Source organism: Streptomyces sp. NPDC004031 (genome assembly GCF_053604375.1).
Genome location: NZ_JBSGHL010000067.1, coordinates 1 through 23281 on the forward strand (window position 1 = coordinate 1; position 23281 = coordinate 23281).

General features: G+C 77.6%; 3 protein-coding genes. All 3 read right to left on the reverse strand.

All coding sequences use genetic code 11. From position 1 onward, the window contains the following. On the reverse strand, window positions 1-8183 hold an 8183-nt coding region (locus ACWERV_RS31110; protein ID WP_452939416.1), incomplete at its 3' end, for a type I polyketide synthase. Between the two features lie 231 nt (window positions 8184-8414). Further along, a complete protein-coding gene (locus ACWERV_RS31115; RefSeq protein ID WP_452939419.1) occupies window positions 8415-15491 on the reverse strand; it encodes an SDR family NAD(P)-dependent oxidoreductase in 7077 nt (2358 codons plus the stop codon). Between the two features lie 13 nt (window positions 15492-15504). Next, complete coding sequence (locus ACWERV_RS31120; protein ID WP_452939421.1) at window positions 15505-23253, reverse strand: type I polyketide synthase; 7749 nt, start codon at window positions 23251-23253, stop codon at window positions 15505-15507. Window positions 23254-23281 lie beyond the last annotated feature (28 nt).

Sequence of the window (23281 nt, forward strand, 5' to 3'; positions counted from 1 at the left end):
GTGGTGGGTTGGGGGGTGATGCCGTCGAGGGTGGTGAGGATGTGGTCGTGGAGTTGGTCGATCTGGGGGCCGTGGGAGGCGTAGTCCACGTCGATCGTGCGGGTGCGCGCGCCGCGTTCGTCCGCTGCGGTCAGCACGGTGGCGACCTGGTCGGGCGGGCCCGAGATTACGGTGGAGCGCGGGCCGTTGTGGGCGGCGACCACCACGTCCACCACGGCGGTGCCCAACTCGTCGAGCAGGTCCTGCACTTCCTGTGCGCTGAAGGTGATCGAGGCCATGGCGCCTTGTCCGGACAGGGCGCGTAGGGCTTGGGAGCGGAGGGCGACGACGCGGGCGGCGTCGTTGAGGGTGAGGGCTCCGGCGACGGTGGCGGCGGCGATCTCGCCTTGTGAGTGGCCGATGACGGCGGCGGGGTGGATGCCGTGGGCCTGCCATTCGGCGGCCAGCGCCACCATGACGGCCCAGAGAGTGGGTTGGATGACGTCGACGCGGTCGGGGTCGGCGGGTGAGGTGCCCCGCAGGACCTCGGTGAGCGACCAGTCGACGTAAGGGGCGAGGGCCTGCTCGCACTCGGTGATGCGGGCGGCGAAGACGGGTGAGCCGTCCAGGAGGTCCACGCCCATGCCGGGCCACTGCGAGCCCTGGCCCGGGAAGACGAACACCGGACCCGCGCCGAGCGGCACCACCTTCCCGGTGACGACCGCGGGGTCAGGCTCGTCCGCGGCCAGCTTCTCCAGGCCCGCCAGCAGCGCCGCGGGGTCCTCGGCGACGACGACCGCGCGGTGGTCGAACGCCGTACGCGTCGTCGCCAGCGACCGGCCCACCCGCGCCACGTCGTCCACGGGGAAGCGGGCGGCGAGGTTCGCGGCCTGGGCGCGCAGGGCCTCCGGGGTGCGGGCGGACAACACCCAGGGAATCGTCCCCTCGCTCGCGGCGGGCGCGGACTCCGGTTCCCCGTCGCCCTGTTCGAGGACGATGTGCGCGTTGGTGCCGGAGATGCCGAAGGAGGAGACGGCGGCGCGGCGGGGGCGTCCGGTGTCGGGCCAGTCGACGGCCTCGGCGAGGAGTTCGACGCCGCCGGACCACTCGACGTGCGGGGTCGGCGCGTCGATGTGCAGGCTCGCGGGGAGCCGCCCGTGTCGCATGGCCATGACCATCTTGATGACCCCGGCGACACCCGCGGCGGCCTGCGTGTGGCCGATGTTGGACTTGATCGACCCGAGCAGCAGCGGCCGTTCGCGCTCCTGCCCGTAGGTGGCGTGCAGCGCCTCCGCCTCGATCGGGTCGCCGAGCTTCGTGCCCGTGCCGTGCGCCTCAACCGCGTCCACCTCGGACGGGGAGAGCCCCGCGTTCGCCAGCGCCTGGCGGATGACGCGCTGCTGGGAAGGGCCGTTGGGGGCGGTCAGGCCGTTGCTGGCGCCGTCCTGGTTGACCGCCGAGCCGCGCAGCACCGCCAGCACGCGGTGGCCGTTGCGGCGGGCGTCCGACAGCCGCTCCAGGACCAGCAGACCCGCGCCCTCGCCCCAGCCCGTCCCGTCGGCCGCGGCGGCGAAGGGCTTGCAGCGGCCGTCGGGGGCGAGGCCGCGCTGCCGGGAGAACTCCACGAAGGTGTTCGGTGTCGCCATCACCGTCGCCCCGCCCGCGAGCGCGAGGTCGCACTCGCCCTCGCGCAGCGCCTGCGCGGCCAGGTGCATCGCCACCAGCGACGACGAGCACGCCGTGTCGACGGTGAGGGTCGGCCCTTCCAGGCCGAAGGTGTAGGCGAGCCGCCCCGAGGCCACGCTCGGCGTGCTGCCGGTCATGATCTGGCCCTCGTAGCCCGCCGGGATGCGGCCGAGGAAGCGCGCCCCGTAGTCGTCGTACATGATCCCGGTGACGACGGCGGTACGGCTGCCGCGCAGCGTCGAGGGGTCGATGCGGGCGTGCTCGAACGCCTGCCACGCCGTCTCCAGCAGCAGTCGCTGCTGCGGGTCAGTGGCGAGCGCCTCGCGCGGGCTGATGCCGAAGAACTCCGCGTCGAACAGCGCGGCTTCGCGCAGGAACCCGCCCTCGCGGGTGTAACTGCGGCCCGGCTGCTCGGGATCCGGGTCGTACAGCCCCGCCAGGTCCCAGCCGCGGTCGGTCGGGAAGGGGCCGGCCGCGTCCACCCCGTCGGCGACCAACTGCCACAGCGCGTCGGGGGAGTGGACGTCCCCGGGGTAGTGGCAGGCCATGCCGACGATGACGACGGGGTCGGTGTGCGTGCGGGTCGCGGGCGGGGCGGGAGCGGGCGCCGCCGACTCCGCGTCCGCGTCCGGGAGTTGGGCGAGCAGGTGGCGTACCAGGGCCTCGGGGGTCGGGTAGTCGAAGACGGCCGTCGCGGGCAGCCGCACGCCGGTCACGGCGGTCACCGCGTTGCGCAGCTCCAGCGCGGTCAGCGAGTCCAGGCCGAGGTGCTGGAAGGTCCGGCCCAACTCGACCGAGGCGGGGTCGGGATGGGCCAGGACGGTGGCGACCTGGTCGCGGACCAGCTCCGTCAGGATCCGCTCGCGCTCCGCCGCGGGCAGCCCCGTCAGCCGCTGCGCGGGAGCGGTCGGCGCCGCACCCGCGGTGGCGGCGGGCCCGGGGGTGCGGACGAGGCGGCGCAGCAGCGGCGGCAGCGGCCCCGCGGCGGCCTGTCCGCGCAGCACCGCGAGGTCGAAACGGGCCGGGACGAGCACGGGGTGCGGCTGCCCGAGCGCCGCGTCGAAGAGGGCGAGGCCCTGCTCCCGCGACATCGCGGCGGTGCCCGAGCGGGACATCCGGGCGAGGTCGGCGGTGCCCAGGTGCCCGGTCATGCCCGTCCCGTCCCCCCACAGGCCCCAGGCCAGGGCGGTCGCGGTGCCGCCTTCGGCGCGGACGTTCTCGGCGAGCGCGTTCAGGAAGGCGTTCGCCGCCCCGTAGTTGCCCTGCCCCGGACTGCCCAGGACCGACGCGGCGGAGGAGAAGAGGACGAAGGCCGCGAGGCCCGCGTCGCGGGTGAGCCGGAGGAGGTGCCAGGCCGCCTCCGCCTTGGGCGCCATGACGGCGTCCAGCCGCGCGGGCGTCAGCGCGCCCGCCACCCCGTCGTCGAGGACGCCCGCGGCGTGCACCACGGCGGTGAGCGGGTGCGCGTCCGGTACGCGCGCGAGCAGGGCGGCCAGCGCGGCGGGGTCGGTGACGTCGCACCGCTCCACCCGGACGTCGGCGGCCAGCCCGGCCGCGAAGTCGGCGATGCCCTCGGCGTCCGGCCCGCTCCGGCCCGCCAGCAGCAGGTGCCGGACGCCGTGGGTCTCGACCAGGTGCCGGGCGACCAGCCGCCCGAGCGCGCCCGTGCCGCCGGTGATCAGCACGGTGCCGTCGGGATCGGGCGCCGCGGGCGGCGCGTCCGCGTCGGACGGTGCGAGGACCAGCCGCGGGACGAGCAACCGGTCGCCGCGCACGGCGAGTTGGTTCTCGTCCCCTGCGGTCGCGGCCCTGAGCGCGTCCCAGGTCGCCTCGGTGCCGCCGTCCACGTCCGCGAGGACGATGCGCCCGGGGTGCTCGGCCTGCGCGGCCCGCAGCAGCCCCCAGACCGCGGCCCCCGCCGGGTCGGACGGCGCGTCCTGCGGCCCCGTACAGACCGCACCCGCGGTGAGGACCACCAGCCGGGACCCCGCGAACACGTCCTGCTCCAGCCACTCCTGGAGCACCGCGAGCACGCCGAGCACGGCCGCCCGCGCCCGCGCGGGCGCCTCCCCGCCGGGCTCCCCCGCGACGGAGAGCACGAGTATGTCGGGGGCCGCCTCCCCGGCGGCGAGCGCGGCCCGCAGGGCACCGAGACCGTGGTGCCGTGCGGGCGCCTCACCCGTGAGCCGGTCGGCGGGGTCCGTGCGGGGGCCGGCGGCGGGCAGGCCGTCGACCGGGCCGCCGGTGCGGGTGCGGGTGGAAGGGGGGCCGGCTTGCGCCGGGCTCGTGTCGGGCCCGCGCCCGGTTCCGGTCGGGCCCGTGTGCACCAGGCCGGTGGGGTCGGCCTGTGCCGGGTCCGCACCAGCTGGCGTGCGGTCGGGGCCCGTACCGTCCTCGGCGGGCGCCGTGGTGACCACCGCCCAGCGTGCGGCCGGGAGCGGTCCGGCGGCGGGGAGCGGCAGGGGCTCCCACTCCACGCGGTGCAGGGAGCGTTCCGCGGCCCCCGTCGCGGCGCGCCAGCGGTCGGCGGCCACGGTGCGCAGCGTCAGCGTGCCGACGGCGGCGACCTCCGCGCCGCTGTCGTCGCGCAGCCGCAGCGCCACGGTGTCCGGGCCCGTCGGGGTGATCCGGGCCAGGAGCCGGGAGCGGCCGCGGGCGGTGAGCCGGACGCCGTCGAAGGCGAAGGGCAGCCGGACGGTGCCGGGCGCGCCGCCCGCCTGGTGTGCGGCGGTGAACAGGTCGCCGATCGGGTGCAGGGCGGCGTCCAGCAGCGCGGGGTGCAGCGCGTAGCCCGCGGCCTCGGCGTGCTGCCCTTCGCCGAGGGCCAGCTCGGCGAAGATCTCGTCGCCCGCCCGCCAGGCCGCGCGCAGCCCGGTGAAGGCGGGACCGTAGCGGTAGCCCTCACCGGCGAGCCGCTCGTACAGCGCGGCGACGTCGAGGGCCTGCGCGTCCGGCGGCGGCCACTGTCCGGGCCACTCGGCGGCGGGCGGCGCGTCGCCCGCCGGGGCGAGGGTCGCCGTCGCGTGCTGCTGCCAGGGGCGGGCCGCCTCCGGGCTGCCGTCCTCGGGGGCGTCGTCCTCGGCGGGCCGGGAGTGGACGGTGAGCGCGCGCCGCCCGGACGTGTCCCCGGCGGCCACCGCCACCTGCACCTCCACCCCGCCCGTCGCGGGCATCAGCAGCGGTGCCTCCAGCGTCAGGTCCTCGACCTGCGGGCAGTCGGCCAGGGCGCCCGCGTGCAGGGCGAGTTCGACGAAGAGCGTGCCGGGCAGCGGCACATGGCCGACGATGGCGTGGTCGGCGAGCCAGGGCCGGTCGCGCAGCGCCAGCCGGCCCGTCAGCAGCAGTCCGCCGCCCGCCGGTTCGACGACGGCGCCGAGCAGCGGGTGTCCGCTGCGCTCCAGTCCCGCCGACCGCACATCGGCCTCCCGGCCCGTGGCGGACGGCCAGTAGCGGCGGCGGTCGAAGCGGTACGTCGGCAGGTCGGCGACCGCGCTCCCGGCGGGGAAGGCGGCGGAGAAGTCCACGCTCTCGCCGTCCGTGTGCAGCCTGGCCAGCGCGGTGAGCAGCGTCCGCGGCTCGTCGCGGCCCTCACGGAGCGCGCAGGCCAGCACCGCGGGCTCGCCCGGCGGCTCCTCCGCCGCCAGGCAGCCGCGGGCCATGGCGCCCAGCACCGGGTCGGGGCCCAGCTCCAGGAAGCGCGACACGCCCTCCGCGCGCAGCGCCCCGACCGCGTCCCGGAAGCGCACCGGCTGCCGCGCGTGCCGCACCCAGTAGTCCGGGTCGGACAGCTGCGCGGCGTCCGCGAGGGCGCCCGTGACGTCGGAGACGACGGCGATGCGCGGCGGCGCGTACGTCAACGAGGCCGCGATCTCCCGGAATTCGGCGAGCACGGGCTCGACGCGGGGCGAGTGGAACGCGTGCCCGACCCGCAGCCGCCGGGTGCGCGCCCCGCGTCCGCGCATCGTCTCCGCGATGTCCGTGACGGCCTCCTCGTCACCGGAGACCACCACCGCCCGGGGCCCGTTGACGGCCGCCAGCGACACCTCGTCCTCGCGCCCGGCCAGCAGTTCCGCGACATCCTCCTCGGCGGCCTCGACGGCGACCATCGCCCCGCCCGGGGGCAGCGCCTGCATCAGCCGCCCGCGGGCCGCGACCAGCCGCGCCGCGTCCGGCAGCGACAGCACACCCGCGACGTGCGCGGCCACCAGCCCGCCCACCGAATGCCCCACGACGTATCCGGGCACCACCCCGAAGGACTCCACCAGCCGGTGCAGCGCGACCTCGACCGCGAACAGTGCGGCCTGCGTGAACTCCGTACGGTCCAGGGTGGCGGCCTGCGCACCGCCGGGCGGCGCGAAGACCACCTCGCGCAGCGACCGCCCGAGCACCGGGTCCAGCACGGCGCAGGCCTCGTCGAAGGCCGTGGCGAACACCGGGTAGGCGGCGTGCAGTTCACGCCCCATGCCCGGACGCTGGCTGCCCTGCCCGGTGAAGAGGAACGCGCTGCCCGCCCGGCGGACCGCGCTCCCCGGCACGCACACCGCCGGATGCGCCCGGCCCTCGGCGAGATCCGCGAGCCGCGCCGCCAACTCGCCGCGGTCCGCGCCCAGGACGACCGCGCGGTGCTCCAGCAGCGACCTGCTGACGGCCAGCGCCCGCCCGATCGCGTCCACCGGCGCCTGCGGACGCGCCGCGGTGTACGCGCCGAGCGCCGCCGCCTGCGCCCGCAGGCTGCCCGCACTGCGCGCGGAGACCACCCACGGCACGGCGGGGCCCGTACCAGGGTTCGCCGCGTGCTCCGCGCCGGTGGAGGCGGCTGAGGTGCGGTGACCGGCACCCGCGGCCGTTCCGGCGGCGTCCGCGTCGGCGGCGGTCGAACCGGCCGCGTCCGTAAGGGAGTCGGCGGGCCCGGACCTGGCAGCTGCCTGCGCGGCGGCGCCGCCCGGTTGCCCCGCGTCGCTCGTGGCGGCGCCGACGGCGGAGCCGGTGTTCCCGCCGTCCGTCTCGGTCGGCGGCGTCGTGGGGGCGGAACCGGTCGTGCCCGTGACGGCTGCGGTCGTGACCCCGACGGGCGTCCCGGCGGACGGGCCGGGGGCCGCCCCCGGCCCGTCCGCCGGGACGGTCGGCTCCGCGGGCATGTCCTCCAGGATCAGGTGGGCGTTCGTGCCGCTGATGCCGAAGGACGACACCCCGGCCCTGCGGCGGCGGTCGCCCGCGGGCCAGGGGAGGGGCTCGGCCAGCAGCCGTACCGCGCCCGTGGTCCAGTCGACGACCGGGGTGGGGCGGTCGGCGTGGAGCAGCGCGGGCAGGGTCGCGTGCCGCATCGCCATGACCATCTTGATGACGCCCGCGACACCCGCCGCGCCCTGCGTGTGGCCGATGTTGGGCTTGATCGCGCCCAGCCGCAGCGGCCGGTCGGCGGGCCGGTCCTGCCCGTACGCCGCGAGCAGCGCCTGCGCCTCGATGGGGTCGCCGAGGGCGGTGCCGGTACCGTGCGCCTCGACCACGTCGACGTCGGCGGGCGTCAGCCGGGCGTTGTCCAGCGCCTGCCGGATGACGCGCTGCTGCGCGAGACCGTTGGGGGCGGTCAGGCCGTTGCTGGCGCCGTCCTGGTTGACGGCCGAGCCGCGCAGCACCGCGAGCACCCGGTGGCCGTTGCGCCGCGCGTCCGCCAGCCGCTCCAGGACCAGCAGGCCCGCGCCCTCGGCGAAGGCCGTGCCGTCGGCGCCCTCCGCGAAGGCCTTGCAGCGGCTGTCGGCGGCCAGGCCGCGCTGCCGCGCGAACTCGGTGAAGACGTACGGCGTCGTCATCACCGTCACGCCGCCCGCGAGGGCGAGGTCGCACTCCCCGCCGCGCAGCGCCTGCGCGGCCAGGTGCAGCGCCACCAGCGACGACGAGCACGCCGTGTCGATCGTGACGGCGGGCCCCTCCAGGCCGAGGGTGTACGCGATCCGGCCGGACAGCACGCTGGGCGCGTTGCCGGTCACGAGGTGGCCCTCGGCGGCGGGGTCCACGTGCGGGGTGCCGAAGCCCGGCAGGGCCGTGCCCGCGTACACACCGACGGGCGCGCCGCGCAGCGACACCGCGGGGATGCCCGCCCGCTCCAGCGCCTCCCAGGCGACCTCCAGCAGCAGCCGCTGCTGCGGGTCGATCGCCGCGGCCTCGCGCGGGCTGATGCCGAAGAACTCCGGGTCGAAGAGGGCCGCGTCGTGCAGGAAGCCGCCCTCGCGGGCGTAACTGGTGCCGGGGTGGGCGGGGTCGGGGTGGAAGAGCCGGTCGAGGTCCCAGCCGCGGTCGGCGGGGAAGGACGTCATCGCGTGCCGCCCGGAGGCGACCAACTCCCACAGGTCCTCGGGCGACTCGACGCCGCCGGGGTAGCGGCAGGCCATGGCGACGACGGCGACCGGCTCGTGCCGGGCGTCCTCCACCTCGCGCAGCCGTGCCCGGGTGTCGTGCAGATCGGCGGCGACCCGCTTGAGGTAGTCGACCAGTCGCTCGTGCGTGGCCTCAGTGGTCACGTCGTGTCACCGCACCTTCCGATGCCGGGAGTTGCCGGAGTTGCTGTGGTTGCCGGGAATGGCCGAGGTCGAGCCGGGGGCCGTGGTGCGGGGGTACGTCGCGGGCTGCGGCCCGTCGCCGCGCCGGACCCCGGGTGACCTCGGGTACGGGCACCGCGCGGCGGCCGTACCGGGGCGGCGTCCGGTGCGGGGCTTCGGGCAGCGGGGAATCGGGGCGCGGTGAATCCGGGCTCATGACAGGCCGAGTTCCTTGTCGATGAAGTCGAAGACCTGGTCGGTCGTCGCGTCGTGCAGCCGTTCCGCGGCCCGTGCGCCGTTCGCGCCCGCGCCGTTCGGGGCCGCCGCGTGCGCGGCCTTCCACCGCGCGAGCAGGGCCTCCAGCCGCCGGGTGACCTTGTCCGGGCCGCCGCCCTCCGTACCCGTTCCCGTACCGCTCGCCGGATCGCCGTCAGCGACCGCCTCCAGTGCCCTTTCGAGGTCGGTGAGGCTGCCGAGTACGGGCGCGTACGCGTCCCGCGGCCCGCCGGCGGGGGTGTCGTCCGGGGCGAGGAGGGTGCGCAGGTGCTCGGCGAGCGCCTCGGCGGCCGGGTGGTCGAAGACGACGGTCGCGGGCAGGCGCGCCCCGGTCGCGGCGGTGACGCGGTTGCGCAGTTCGACGGCGGTGAGCGAGTCGAAGCCCAGTTCCTTGAACGCCGCTTCCGCGGGCACCGCCGCCGGGTCGGAGTGCCCCAGCACCGTGGCCGCGTGCTGCCGCACGAGGTCGGTGAGCAGCCGCCGCTGCTCGCCCGCGGCGAGTCCGGCCAGCCGGGCGGGCCAGTCCACCGTCGCCTGCCCGGCCGAGGCGGCGGGCCGGGCGGCGGCGGCACCGGTACCGGCACCCGCCCGCGCGGTCGCGGCCAGCGCCCGCAGCGGCGGGGACAGCGCGGCGGCGGGCTGGGCGGCGAGCGCGGCGGTGTCGAGGCCGAGGGCCAGCAGGGCCGGGCCGCCGTGCGCGAGCGCGGCGTCGAAGAGGGCGTGGCCCTGCTCGGTGCTGTTGGGCGCGATGCCCTGCCGGGCGATGCGCGCCACGTCGGAGTCGGTGAGCCGCCCGGTGAGCCCGCTCGCGGTGGCCCACAGGCCCCACCCGACCGACACCGCGGGCAGGCCCGCGGCCTGCCGCCGTTCGGCGAGCGCGTCGCAGAAGGCGTTGGCGGCCGCGTAGTTGGCCTGTCCCGGGGTGCCGAGCACCGAGGCGAAGGAGGAGAAGAGGACGAACATGCCCAGCGGCAGCCCCTCGGTGAGCGCGTGCAGATGCGCCGCGCCCGCGGCCTTCGCGGCCCACACCTCGGCGAGCCGCGCCGGGTCCTGCGAGGCCAGCATCGCGTCGGACACCACGCCCGCCGCGTGCACGACCCCGGTGAGCGGGTGCGCCGGGCCGATGCCCGCGACGGCCTCCCGCAGCGCCGCCGGGTCGCCCGCGTCCGCCGCGGCCACCCGGACCCGGGCGCCGAGCGCGGTCAGCCGCTCCGTCAGCCCGGCGGCGCCGGGGGCCGCGGGCCCGGACCTGCCGAGCAGCAGCAAGTGCCGTACGCCGTGGGCCCGCACCAGGTGCTCGGCCACCAGGCCGCCCAGCGTGCCGGTGCCGCCGGTGACCAGCACGGTGCCGTCCGGGTCGAGCGGGGGCGGCACGTCCAGGACGAGCTTGCCGGTGTGCCGGGCCTCGGTCAGCTCGCGCAGCGCCTGCCGGATCCGGCCGAGCCGGTGCGCGGTGACGGGCGGCGGCGCGAGCGTGCCGGCCGCGAACAGCTCGCCCAGGTCGGCGAGCATGGCCGCGACGCACTCCGGACCGGCGTCCGCGACGAGGTCGAAGGCGCGGTATTCCACGCTGTGCTGGAGCGCGACCAGTTCCGGGTCGCGCAGGTCCGTCTTGCCCATCTCGACGAGCCGCCCGCCGGGCGAGAGCAGCCGCAGCGACGCGTCGGTCAGCTCGCCCGCGAGGCTGTTGAGCACGAGATCGACGCCCCGCCCGCCGGTCGCGGAGCCGAACGCCTCCTCGAAGCCCGCGTCCCGCGACGACGCCCGGTGCGCGGCGTCGATGCCCATCGCGTCGAGCACCCCGTGCTTGGCGGGGCTCGCCGTCGCGAAGACCTCCGCGCCCAGGTGCCGGGCGATACGGACGGCGGCCGTGCCGACGCCGCCGGTCGCGCTGTGGATCAGCACCCGCTCGCCCGCACCGAGCCCGCCCAGCTCCACCAGGCCGTACCACGCCGTGAGGTACGCCACCGGGCTCGCGGCCGCGGCACGGAAGTCCCATGTGGCGGGCACGGGCGCGAGCATCCGGGCGTCCGCGACGGCGACCGGGCCGAAAGCGTCGTCGAACAGCCCCATCACCCGGTCGCCCGGTGCCGCCGTCGTCACGTCCGGCGCGGTCTCCAGCACCACGCCCGCGCCCTCGATGCCCAGCGTCGCCGCGGGGTCGGGGTACATCCCGAGGGCGATCAGCGCGTCACGGAAGTTGAGGCCCGCGGCCCGTACCGCGACCCGCACCTGCCCCGCCGCGAGCGGCGCGGACGCGCGCGGGCTCGGCGCGGTCGTCACATCGTCGGGCCCGGTCCGGCCCGCCACCACCCGCCACCCGGGCACCCCGGCGGGAGCCGCCAACTCGGCGTCCGCAGCCGCCGGTTCGAGCCGCGGTACGAGGACGCGCCCGGCCCGTACGGCGATCTGCGGCTCACCCTCCCGCACCGCGGCGGCCAGCGCGTCCGGCAGCGGGGCACCGGAATCCGCCCCCGGCAGGTCGACGAGCAGGAAGCGGCCCGGGTGCTCCGTCTGCGCACTGCGCACGAGCCCCCACACGGCGGCTGCCGCCGGGTCCACCGGCTCGCCCCCGCCCTCCGCCGCGACGGCGCACCGCGTCACCCACCCCAGCCGGATCCCCTCGAACGCCTCACCCGCGAGCCACTCCTGAGCGAGCGCCAACGCGTCACCGGCGGCCCCCAGCCCCCGCCCGGCGTCGAAGGCGCCATCCCCTTCCACCCCGGCACGGACGACCTCGGGGACGGTCGCCCCCCGGCCCACCGCCAAAGCGCCGGGCCCGGCTTCCGCGGGTACCTCGGCACCGACGTGAGGGTCGGCCTCTCCCGAGTCCGTCGTCCGGAGCAGGGCGCCGCGCCCGGCGACGCGTTCGGCTCCCGAGGACGCCTCGGTCGCGGCGGTCCCGGCGTGTGGCCCTGCTTCCCCGGGTACCTCGGCCACATGGGCATGAGGGTCGGCCTCTCCCGAGTCCGTCGTCCGGAGCAAGGCGCCGGGCTCGGCGGCGCGTTCGGCTTCCGAGGACGCCTCGGGCGCGGCCTCTCCCGAGCCCGTCGCCTGGGTGCGGGCGGCGGGTTCGGCGTGGCGCCCGATGGCTCCTGCCGGGCCCGTCGCCTCGGCCTGGGCGGCGGAACCGGGGGGCCGTTCGGCCCCCGTGTCCACCCCCGCAAGGACGACGTCCGGGGTCGCCGCTCCTGAGCTGATCGCGCGGGCCAGGGCGGCGAGGTCGGTGTGGCGGTCGGCTCCGGGCAGGGTGGGGAGGGCGTCGCCCAGTACCGCGAGTCGCAGGGGGGCGGGGGGCGTGGTGGTGGGCAGCGGCGCCCACCGTAGGGCGAGCAGGCCGTCCGTGCCCGGTGTGCGGCTCGCGGCGCGCAGGTGCCCGGCGGCGGTCTCGCGCAGGGCGACCGCGTCCGCGCTCAGGACGGGCGCACCGGCGGCGTCGGCGATCAGCACCCGCAGCCCCTCCGGTCGCGGGGACAACCGCACTCGTACGCGCGTCGCGCCGTCCGCCCACAGCCGTACCCCGCTCCAGGCGAAGGGCAGCAGCACCGTGCCGTCGTCCACGGTGGAGCCGAGCAGTACCGGCTGCATCGCCGCGTCCAGCAGGGCGGGGTGGACGCCGAAGCCGCCCGCCTGCTCGGCCGCGCTCTCCGGCAGCGTCACTTCCGCGAGGGTGTCCGCCCCGTCGCGCCATGCCGCCCGCAGCCCGCGGAAGGCCTCGCCGTAGCCGTAACCGGCGGCGGCCGCCCGCTCGTAGAAATCCTCGGTCGCGACCGTTTCCGCGCCCGGCGGCGGCCAGGCTCCGTCCAGGCCCGGCGGCGCGGGTGTGTCCGCACGCGCCGCGAGCGTGCCTGTCACATGGCACGTCCAGTCCGCGGCGGTGCCAGGTCCGGCGCCGTCCGGCCGCGAGCAGACGCGTACGGACCGGCGTCCGTCGTCGTCCGGGCCGTCGACGAGGACCTGCACCAGCAGCCCGCCCGATTCGGGGAGCGCGACCGGCACCTGGAGCGCCAGCTCCTCGACGCCGCCGCAGCCCGCCTCGTCGGCGGCCCGCAGCAGCCACTCGACGAGCACCGCGCCCGGCACCAGGGGCAGGCCCGCGACCACGTGTCCGGCGAGCCACCCGGCGTGCGCGGCGGGTGCGAGGCGCCCGGCGAGCAGCAGCCCGCCGTCCGCGGTGGGCACGGACACCGGCAGCAGCGCGTGCCCGCCGCCGCCCCCGGCCGGGCCCGCTGCCGTGGTGGCGGGTGCGGCCGACGGCAGCCAGTAGCGCTCCCGCTGGAAGGCGTACGCGGGCAGCGGCACCGGGCGCGGGGCGCGTCCGGCGGAGGCGTACCAGGGTGCCCAGTCGACGGCGGCGCCCGCGGTGTGCGCCTCGGCCAGCGCCCGGCACAGCCGCTCGGGTCCGCCCTCGTCGCGGCGCAGCGTGCCGGTCGCGACGGCGGGGACGCCCGCCGCCTCGAAGCACTCCTGGAGGCCCGGCAGCAGTACGGGGTGCGGGCTGGCCTCGACGAACACCCGGTAGCCGTCCGCGAGCAGCGCTTGCAGGGTGTCCGCGAGGCGTACCGGCCGGCGCAGGTTGGTGAACCAGTAGTCCGCGTCGAGGCGGGAGCCGTCGGTGCGCGACGCGGTGACCGTCGAGTAGAAGGCGACGTCGCAGCCGACCCCGGCGACCCCGGCGAGGGCGTCCGCCAGCTCCTCCGCGATGCCGTCCACCTGCGGGCCGTGCGAGGCGTAGTCGACGTCGATCGCCCGCGCCCGCAGGCCTGCCGCGGTGGCCGCCGCGACCAGGTCGGCGACCTGCTGGGGCGGGCCCGACACCACCGTGGACGAGGGGCCGTTCTCCGCCGCCACGGCCACCTGCGGCGCGTGCTCGGCGGCCAGCTTCGCGGCTTCGAGCGCCCCGCAGCCCAGCGCGGCCATGGCGCCCTGTCCGGCGAGGGACCGCAGCGCCCGCGCGCGCAGCGCCACCACCCGCGCGCCGTCCTCCAGCGTCAGCGCGCCCGCGACGCAGGCCGCGGCGATCTCGCCCTGCGAATGGCCCACCACGGCGGCGGGCACCACGCCGTGCTCCGCCCAGACCGCCGCGAGCGACACCATCACCGCCCACAGCACGGGCTGGACCACGTCCACCCGCGACAGGTCCGCCGCGTCGTCCTCCCCGCGCAGCACCCCGGTCAGCGACCAGTCGACGTACGGGGCGAGGGCCCGCTCGCACGCGGCCACGCGGGCGGCGAACACCGGTGAGGCGGCGAGGAGTTCGACGCCCATGCCGAGCCACTGCGATCCCTGGCCGGGGAAGACCAGCACCGGGCCGGGGCCCGTGCTCCCGGCCGTGCCGCGGACGACCGCCGGGTCCGGGGCGCCCGCCGCGAGCGCGTCCAGGCCCGCGAGCAGCGCCGCGCGGTCGCCGCCCACGACGACCGCCCGGTGCTCGAACGCCGTGCGGCGCGTCGCGAGCGACCACCCGGTGTCGGCGGCGCCGTTCGCCGCGCCCTCGCCGTCCAGGAACGCCCGCAGCCGTGCGGCCTGCGCCCGCAGCGCCGCCTCCGTCCGGCCGGAGACCGGCCAGGGGACCACACCGGGCTCCGTCCCCGCCTCGGGCGTCCCCGCCTCGGGCTCCGAAGCGTCGTCCGGGCCCTGTTCGAGGATGAGGTGCGCGTTGGTGCCGGACACGCCGAACGCCGACACCGCCGCCCTGCGCGGCCGCCCCGTGTCGGGCCACGCGCGCGGGCCGGTCAGCAGCCGGACCGTGCCGCCGCTCCAGTCGACGTGGTCGGTGGGCTCGTCGAGATGCAGCGTGGGCGCCAGGGCGCCGTCACGCAGCGCCATGACGGTGTTGATGGTGCCCGCGACACCCGCGGAGGCGTGCGTGTGGCCGATGTTGGACTTGATCGAGCCGAGCCACAGCGGATGCCGCGCGGGCCGGTCCGCACCGTAGGTGGCGATGAGCGCCTCGGCCTCGATCGGGTCGCCCAGCCGGGTGCCCGTGCCGTGCGCCTCGACCATGTCCACGTCCGCGCCCGACAGGCCCGCGCTCTCCAGCGCCCGCCGGATCACGTCCTCCTGCGCCAGGCCGTTGGGGGCGGTGAGGCCGTTGCTCGCGCCGTCCTGGTTGACCGCGGAGCCGCGCAGCAGCGCCAGCACCTCGTGCCCGTTGCGCCGCGCGTCCGACAGCTGCTCCAGCACGAGCAGACCCGAGCCCTCGGAGAAGCCCGTGCCGTCCGCCGAGGCGGCGAAGGGCTTGCAGCGGGCGTCCGGCGACAGCGCGCGCTGGCGGCAGAACTCGGTGAACATCAGCGGCGTCGACAGCACCGTCACCCCGCCCGCCAGCGCGAGCGAGCACTCGCCCTGCCGCAGCGCCTGCCCGGCCAGGTGGATCGCCACCATCGACGACGAGCACGCGGTGTCCACGGTCACCGCCGGGCCCTCGAAACCGAAGGTGTAGGCGACGCGCCCGGAGATCACGCTCGTCAGGCTGCCCGTCGTGGCGAAGCCCTCGAAGCCCTCCGGGATCCGCGGCAGCCCCGAGACGTAGTCCTCGCTCGACACCCCCACGTACACCCCGGTACGGCCGCCGCGCAGCGTCGCCGGCACGATCCCGGCGTGCTCCAGCGCCTCCCACGCCAGCTCCAGGACGACCCGCTGCTGCGGGTCCATCGCCAGCGCCTCGCGCGGGCTGATGCCGAAGAAGCCCGCGTCGAAGCGGTCGACGTCGTCCAGGAAGCCGCCCTGCGAGACGTAACTCGTCGCGAAGTGGGCCGGGTCCGGGTGATAGAGGCCCTCCAGCTGCCAGCCCCGGTCGGTGGGGAAGTCGCCGATCGCGTCGCCGCCGGAGCGCACGAAGCGCCGCAGCTCCTCCGGCGAGCGCACCCCGCCGGGGAAGCGGCACGCCATGCCGACGACGGCCACCGGCTCGTGCCGGCCCCGCTCCAGCTCCTGGAGCCGGGTCCGGGCGTCGTGCAGCTCGGTCGTCACCCGGCGCAGGTACTCGACCAGTTGCGCTTCGCTGACCACGCGTCACCTGCCTTCAGCGGGAGGAGTGCGGACGGGAGTGCGGGTCGGCGACGGCGCCGAGCTCGTTGTCGATGAAGGCCAGCAGCTCGTCGGCGGTCGCCGACGCCAGCCGGTCCGCCGCGTCGGGCGGCGCGGGCTTGTCCTGCGGGGATTTCTCCTGGGGGGACTGCGCCTGCGTGGCCTTCTCCGGCGCGGGTGGCCGCGGGGCCAGCCGGTCCTCCAGCAGCCGCGCCAGCCGCTCCGGCGTCGGGTGCCGGAAGACGACCGCGGCCGGCAGCCGCAGCCCGCTGTCCGCCACCAGGCGGTCGCGCAGTTCGACGGAGGTCATCGAGTCGAACCCCAGCTCCTTGAAGGACACGTCGGCACGGATCGCCCCGGCGTCGGCCCGCCCGAGGACGGCCGCGGCATGCCCGCGCACCAGCCCCAGCACGGTGTGGTGCCGCTCCGCGGGCGCCAGCCCCGCGAGCCGCCCCGCCCAGCCGCTGCCGCCGTCCGGCTCCGGCGCCGCGGCGACCCGCCGCACCGGTACCGCCCCCGGCGTCCCCGCGGCCGGTGCCCGCAGTTCGGCCACCGCCTCCCGCAGGCTCCGCGCCGTACGCGGGCGGAGCAGCACCGAGGCGGCGTCGAGCAGCGGGGCGCCCGCCGGATCGGTCAGGGTGAGCCGGAACTCGCGCTCTTCGGGGCCGCTTTCGGCGCCGCCGAGCGGTGTGAGCCGGACCCGGGCGGCGCGGGCGCCCGTCGCGTGCAGCCGGACCGGCCCCCACGCGAAGGGCAGCCACAGCCGGTCGGCGGCCTCCGGCCCGTCCGCGAGGAACAGGCACTGCAACGCGGCGTCCAGCAGCACCGGGTGGAAGGCGAAGTCGTCGCCCTCGGCGGCGGCGACCGGTTCGGGCAGCACGACGTCCGCCGCGAGCCCGTCGCCGTCCCGCCACAGTGACCGGACCGCGCGCAGCGCGGACCCGTACCCGTACCCGCGCTCCTCGGCCCGCTCGTACCCGGCCCCGACGTCCACGGCCCGCGCACCGCGGGGCGGCCAGGGCACGGGGTGCTCCGTGGGGGCGGTCCGCGGGTCGTCGGCGGTGCCCGCGCCGGTCTGCGTCCCCAACCCGGCGGACGGCTCCTCCGCCGGGGGCGTCAGAGTGCCCTCGGCGTGGAGGGTCCAGCCGCCACCGCCGGTCCGGGCGGCGGGGCGGGAGGAGACGCGCAGTGTGCGGCGGCCCCCCGGATCGGGGGCCGTCACGGCGACCTGCGCGAGAACCTCGCCCTCCGGTCCCGCGGGCGCGAGGGGCGCGCGCAGCAGCAGCTCGTCCAGGGTGGCGGCGCCGCACCGGTCGGCGGCCAGCAGCGCCCACTCCACCAGGGCCGCGCCCGGTACGAGGGCGACGCCCGCGACCGTGTGACCCTCCAGCCACCCGGCGCCGCCGGGAGCGGCGGGCAGCAGGCCGCTCAGGACGAGCCCGCCGTCGGCGAGTTCGACCGCGGAGGTCAGCAGGGGGTGCCCGGCGGGCCGGCTGCCGGCTCCGGACCCGGGCGGGGTGCGGCGCCCCTCGTCCGGCGCGAGCCAGTACCGCTGCCGCTGGAAGGGGTACGTCGGCAGCCCGACCGTCCGCGCGGGGCGGCCCTCGCCGTCGCCGCCCCCGAACCAGCGGGTCCAGTCGACCGCGAGCCCCGCCGCGTAGGCGTCGCCGAGGGCGCGCGCCACCTGCCGCGGGCCGCCCTGCTCGCGGCGCAGCGTCGGGACGGTGGCGGCCGCCACGTCCGCCTCCTCGACGCAGTCGCGCAGCGCAGGCAGCAGCACCGGGTGCGGGCTGACCTCGATGAACACCCGGTGCCCCGCGGCCAGCAGGGATGCGACGGCCGCGGTGAAGCGCACCGGGCGGCGGAGGTTGGTGAACCAGTAGTCCGCGTCCAGCGCGTCCGTCGGCTGCGCCGCGCCGGTGACGGACGAGTAGAAGGCCGGCCCCGACGCGCCGGGGCGGAGCCCGGCGAGGTCGGCGCGGATCGTGTCCGCGAGCGCCTCGACCTGGGGGCCGTGCGAGGCGTAGTCGACGTCGATGGCGCGCGCCCGGCCGTCCGCCGCCTCGCACGCCGCCACGACGGCCGCGACCTGCTCCGGCGGCCCGGAGACGACCGTGGACGCGGGCCCGTTGTAGGCGGCCACGGTCACCCGGTCGGCGGTGGGCCCCAGGCCGGTGAGGAAGCGCTCGGCCTCCGTACCGCTCAGGGCCAGCGAGGCCATCGCGCCCTGCCCGGCGAGCGCGCGCAGCGCCCGCGACCGCAGCGCCACGACCCGGGCGCCGTCCCGCAGCGACAGGCCCCCGGCGACGCAGGCAGCGGCGATCTCGCCCTGCGAATGGCCGACGACGGCCGCGGGCCGTACCCCGTGGTGGGCCCACACGGCGGCGAGCGACACCATCACCGCCCACAGCACGGGCTGGATCACGTCCACCCGGGAGATGTCGGCCGCGCCCGGCGCCCCGCGCAGCACATCCGCGAGCGACCAGTCGGTGAAGTCGCCGAGCGCCCGCGCGCATTCGGCGACGCGGGCGGCGAACACGGGCGAGGTGTCGAGGAGTTCGACGGCCATGCCGAGCCACTGCGAGCCCTGGCCGGGGAAGACCATGACCGCGCCCTCCGCCGCGGACACCGGCTCGGCGTGGAGGCCTTCCGCCACCGCCCGCAGCCCCGCGAGCAGTTCCGCGTGGTCGGTGCCGCAGACCACCGCCCGGCAGCGGTCCGCCGAACGGGTCGCGACGAGCGACCAGCCGATGTCGGCGGGGGAGGGGGCCCTGTACCCGGGTGCGGTCAGGTGCGCGGCGAGGTTCGCGGCCTGCGCGCGCAGGGCCTCCGGGGTGCGGGCGGACAGCACCCAGGGGACGACCTCGCCCGCGTCGGCTTCGGGTGCGGACTCCGGTTCCGCGTCGCCCTGTTCGAGGACGAGGTGGGCGTTGGTGCCGGAGATGCCGAACGAGGAGACGGCGGCACGGCGCGGGCGGCCGGTGTCGGGCCACTCGACGGCCTCGGTGAGCAGCTCGACGCCCCCGGACCACTCGACGTGCGGAGTCGGTTCATCGACATGGAGACTGGCGGGCAGCCGTCCGTGCTCCATGGCCATGACCATCTTGATGACACCTGCTACGCCCGCGGCGGCCTGCGTGTGGCCGATGTTGGACTTGATCGAGCCCAGCAGCAGGGGCCGTTCCCGTTCCCGCCCGTAGGCGGCGTGCAGGGCCTCCGCCTCGATCGGGTCGCCGAGCGTCGTGCCCGTGCCGTGCGCCTCGACGGCGTCCACGTCCTCCGGACCGAGCCCCGCGTTCGCCAGCGCCTGGCGGATGACCCGCTGCTGGGAAGGGCCGTTGGGGGCGGCGATGCCGTTGCTGGCGCCGTCCTGGTTGACCGCGGAGCCGCGGACGAGGGCGAGGACGCGGTGGCCGTTGCGCCGCGCGTCCGACAGCCGCTCCAGCAGGACGAGGCCGACACCCTCGCTCCACCCCGTTCCGTCGGCCGCGGCGGCGAAGGGCTTGCAGCGGCCGTCCGGGGCGAGGCCGCCCTGCCGGGAGAACTCCAGGAACATCCCCGGCGTGGCCATCACCGTCGCGCCGCCCGCGAGCGCGAGGTCGCACTCGCCCTCACGCAGCGCCCGCGCGGCCAGATGGATGGCCACCAGCGACGACGAGCACGCGGTGTCGACGGTGAGGGCGGGGCCCTGGAGACCCAGCGCGTACGCCACCCGGCCCGACACGACGCTCGGCGTGCTGCCCGTGAGCAGGTGCCCGCCGAGGTCGGACGCGGCCTCGTACAGCCGCGGGCCGTAGTCGGCGGTGGTGGCGCCGACGAAGACACCCGTCGCGCTGCCCTTGAGCGAGCCCGGCGCGATACCGGCCCGCTCCAGCAGGCCCCACGACACCTCCAGCAGGACGCGCTGCTGCGGGTCCATGGCCAGCGCCTCGCGCGGGCTGATGCCGAAGAAGTCCGCGTCGAAGTCGCCCGCGTCCGCGAGGAAGCCGCCCCGGTTTGTGGCGCTGTCGCCGTCCGCGACGTCCCAGCCCCGGTCGGCGGGGAAGTCGCCCACCGCGTCGCCGGCCCCGTCCACCAGCCGCCACAGCGCCTCACCGGAGTCCGCGCCGCCCGGATAGCGGCAGTGCACGGCAACGATGGCGACGGCCTCCCCGGCCGCCGGGCGGCGCCCCGCGGGCTCCGCGTCCCGCAGACCGGCACGTCCGGAGTGCAGCCAGGCCGCCAGGGCGCGGGGCGTGGGGTGGTCGAAGGTCGCGGTGGCGGCGACCGTGCCGCCCGTGGCGGCGGTGAGCCGCTCGGCGAGCTCGGTCGCCGCGAGCGAGTCGAAACCCAGCTCGCGGAAGGTCAGTTCGGGGTCCACCCGCCCGGCCCCGTCGTACCCCAGCACGAGCGCGGCCTGCGCCCGCACGAGCTCCAGCACGTCACCGGCATTCCTGTCGTCCCCGCCGCCCTGCTCCGTCGGCGCGGGGAGCGTCCGGCCGGTCGAGCCCTCGCCGGCGCCGCCGCCGGGCGCGGAGGCGCTGCGGCCCGGCAGTCCGGCGTCCGCCGAAGGGGCCGTCCCGTCCGGACGGCTCGCCCCGCGCTCTTCGGACGCGCTCCCGGTCCGCGGGGCGCCCTGCGTGCGACTCGCGGCCGCGTCGTGCGCGCGCTCTCGGGACGCGTCTCCAGCCGGCGTTCCGTCCGGCGGCTTTCGGGCCGGGACGTGGTCGTCCGCGTGGCTCGTGCCCGCGTCGTGCGCGCGTTCTTCGGGCGTGTCCCCGGTCCGCGGGTTGTCCGGTGTGCGGCTTGTGCCCGTGGCGTCCGCGCGTTCTTCGGACGTGCCTCCGGTCCGCGGGGCGCCCTGCGTGCGACTCGCGCCCGCGTCGTGCGCGCGCTCTTCGGACGTGCCCCAGGTCCGCGGGCCGCCCGGCGCGCCGCCGTTCGCGTGGGCTTCGGCGGCGCCTGCGTCCGGTGCCGTGCCGTGGGCGTCAGCGTCCGTGCCCGCCCGGGGGGCGTCCCCGGGCGCCGAACGGCCGCCCGCCGTACGGCCCGTGCCCTCAACCGGTTCACCGGGTGGGGATGTGGTCGGTGCTGGCCCCGGCAGGCCGTCGGGCCAGTGGCGTTCGCGGTGGAACGCGTACGTCGGCAGGCTCGCCCGGCGGGGGGTGTGGGCGGCGAAGCAGGCCTGCCAGTCGATGTCGGCGCCGCGCACGTGGGCCTGGGCCATCGCCGTGGCGAACGTCTCCGTCTCGGGGCGGCCGCGGCGCTGGACCGCGAGGGCCGCGGGGGCGGGACCGTCGCCCGCGTGCGCGGCGGCGACCTCGCGCGCCATGCCGGTGAGGGAGGCGTCGGGGCCGAGTTCGAGGAAGGTGCTCACGCCCGCGTCGCACAGGTGCCGGACGCCGTCCGCGAAGAGGACGGTCCGGCGGGCGTGGTCGGCCCAGTAGTCGGGGGAGCGCAGCTGCTCGGCGGTGGCGAGCGTGCCCGTCACGTTGGAGACGACGGGGATCGCGGGCGGCGCGAAGTCCAGCCCGGCGGCGACCTCGCGCAACTCGTCGAGCACACCGTCCAGATGGGCGGAGTGGAAGGCGTGGCTGACCTTGAGCAGCGTGGCCTTGCGGCCGCGACCCCGCCAGGCGGCGGTGGCCTCGGCCACCGCGTCGCGGTCGCCGGAGACGACCACCGACGAGGGCGCGTTGACGGCCGCGAGGCCCACGCGCCCGCCGTGGCCGGTGAGGGCGTCGAGGGCCTCCTCGGGGGTGGCCTGCCACGCGGCCATCGCACCGTCCGCGGTGACGGACTGCATGAGCCGTCCGCGCGCGGCGACCAGCGCGCACGCGTCCGGCAGCGACAGCACCCCGGCGACGTGCGCCGCGGTGATCTCGCCGACCGAGTGGCCCAGCAGGTGGCCGGGCCGCAGGCCCCAGGACTCGACGAGGCGGAAGAGCGCGGTCTCGAAGGCGAAGAGCGCGGGCTGCGTGAATTCCGTCCGGTCCAGCAGGGTGCCGCCCGCGGGGTCCGCCGCGGCGGACGAGGCCATGACGTCCAGCAGCCGGACCCCGAGCAGCGGGTCCAGGGCGGCGCACACCTCGCGCAGCGCGTCGCCGAAGACGGGGTGGGCGGCGGACAGTTCGGTGCCCATGCCGGCGCGCTGGCTGCCCTGGCCGCTGAAGAGGAAGGCGACGCCGCCCGGGTGCGTACGGCCCGTCACGAGGCCCGTCGTCTCCTGCCCGGCGGCCAGCGCGTCCAGCCTGCCGAGGAGCGCGGCCTCGTCCGGGCCGAGCAGGACGGCCCGGTGCGGGAAGGCCGTCCGGATGGTGGCGAGCGCGTGGCCGACGTCCACCGGGTGCGTGCCGGGGTGGGCCGCGAGGTGCCGGCGCAGGGCGGCGGCCTGGCCGGGCAGCGCCTGCGGGGTGGCCGCCGACACGGCCCACGCGGTGACCGGCGGCATGCCGCGGACCTCCTTCGCGGGAGGCTCCGGGCGGGCGGGGGGCTCGGTGAGGACGACATGGCAGTTCGTGCCGCCCATCCCGAAGGAGCTGACCCCCGCCGTGAGGGGGCGCGCCTCGTCGGGCCAGGGCTCGTACCCGGTCTGCACCCGCAGGCCCAGCGCGTCCAGCGGGATCGCGGGGTTGGGCGCGGTGAAGTGCAGGCTCGGCGCCAGGTGGCGGTGACGGATGCTCAGTGCGGTCTTGAGCAGGCCCGCGATCCCCGCGGCGGCCTCCAGATGGCCCAGGTTGGTCTTCGCCGAGCCGACCCGCAGCGGCGCGTCGGCCGGGCGCCCGCCGAGCGCGGCGCCGAGCGCGGCGGCCTCGACGGGGTCGCCGACGGGTGTGCCGGTGCCGTGCAGTTCGACGTACTGCAGGTCGGCGGGCCGGACGGCGGCCCGCCGCCACGCCTCCCGCAGCACCTCCTGCTGCGCGCCGGGGTCGGGCCGGGTGAGACCGACGGTCGCGCCGTCGTTGTTGACGGCGCTGCCCGCGATGACGCAGATCACCGGGTCGCCGTCGGCGAGCGCGGCGGCCAGCGGTTTGAGCAGCACCATGCCGCCGCCCTCGCCGCGGACGAAACCGTCCGCGCGGGCGTCGAACGTCCGGCAGCGTCCGCCGGGCGCGAAGCCGCGGAACTGCCCCTCGGCCGCCCGCATGCTCTCCGGCGCGAGGATGAGGTTGACGCCGCCCGCGAGGGCGAGGTCGGCCTCCCCGCCGCGCAGGCTCTCGCACGCCAGGTGCACCGCGACCAGCCCCGAGGACTGCGCGGTGTCCACCGTCATGCTCGGGCCGCGCAGCCCCAGCCGGTGCGAGACGCGGTTGGCGATGATGCCGCGCTGGAGGCCCGCCATGGTGTGCCGGCCGCTGCCGCCGGGACCGCGCGTGCCACCGGGCCCGTCCGCGTCCCGGCCGCGCAGCAGCGCCGCGTAGTCGTCCCAGATCGCGCCGGTGTAGACGGCGGTGCGGCTGCCCGCGAGCGCGGCGGGGTCGAGGCCCGCGTCCTCCGCGGCCTCCCAGGCGAGTTCGAGCATCAGCCGCTGCTGCGGGTCCATCGCGACGGCCTCGCGCGGCGCTATGCCGAAGAAGGCGGCGTCGAAGGTGTCGACGCGGTCCAGCAGCCCCGCGGTCCAGGGCGCCGCCCCCGGCGGTACCGGCAGCCGGTGCTCCGGCACGGGCCCGACGGCGTCCCGGCCGTCGCGCAGCAGCGCCCAGAAGGCCTCGGGACCGGACGCGCCGGGCAGCCGGCAGGACATCCCCACGATCGCGACGGGCATCACGGGGGACGCCGTGGGAGGCGCGGCG

Bases quoted from the DNA above. Each gene is read 5' to 3' on its own strand.
- ACWERV_RS31120 (WP_452939421.1), bottom strand. From the start codon at position 23,253: ATGCCCGTCGCGATCGTGGGGATGTCCTGCCGGCTGCCCGGCGCGTCC.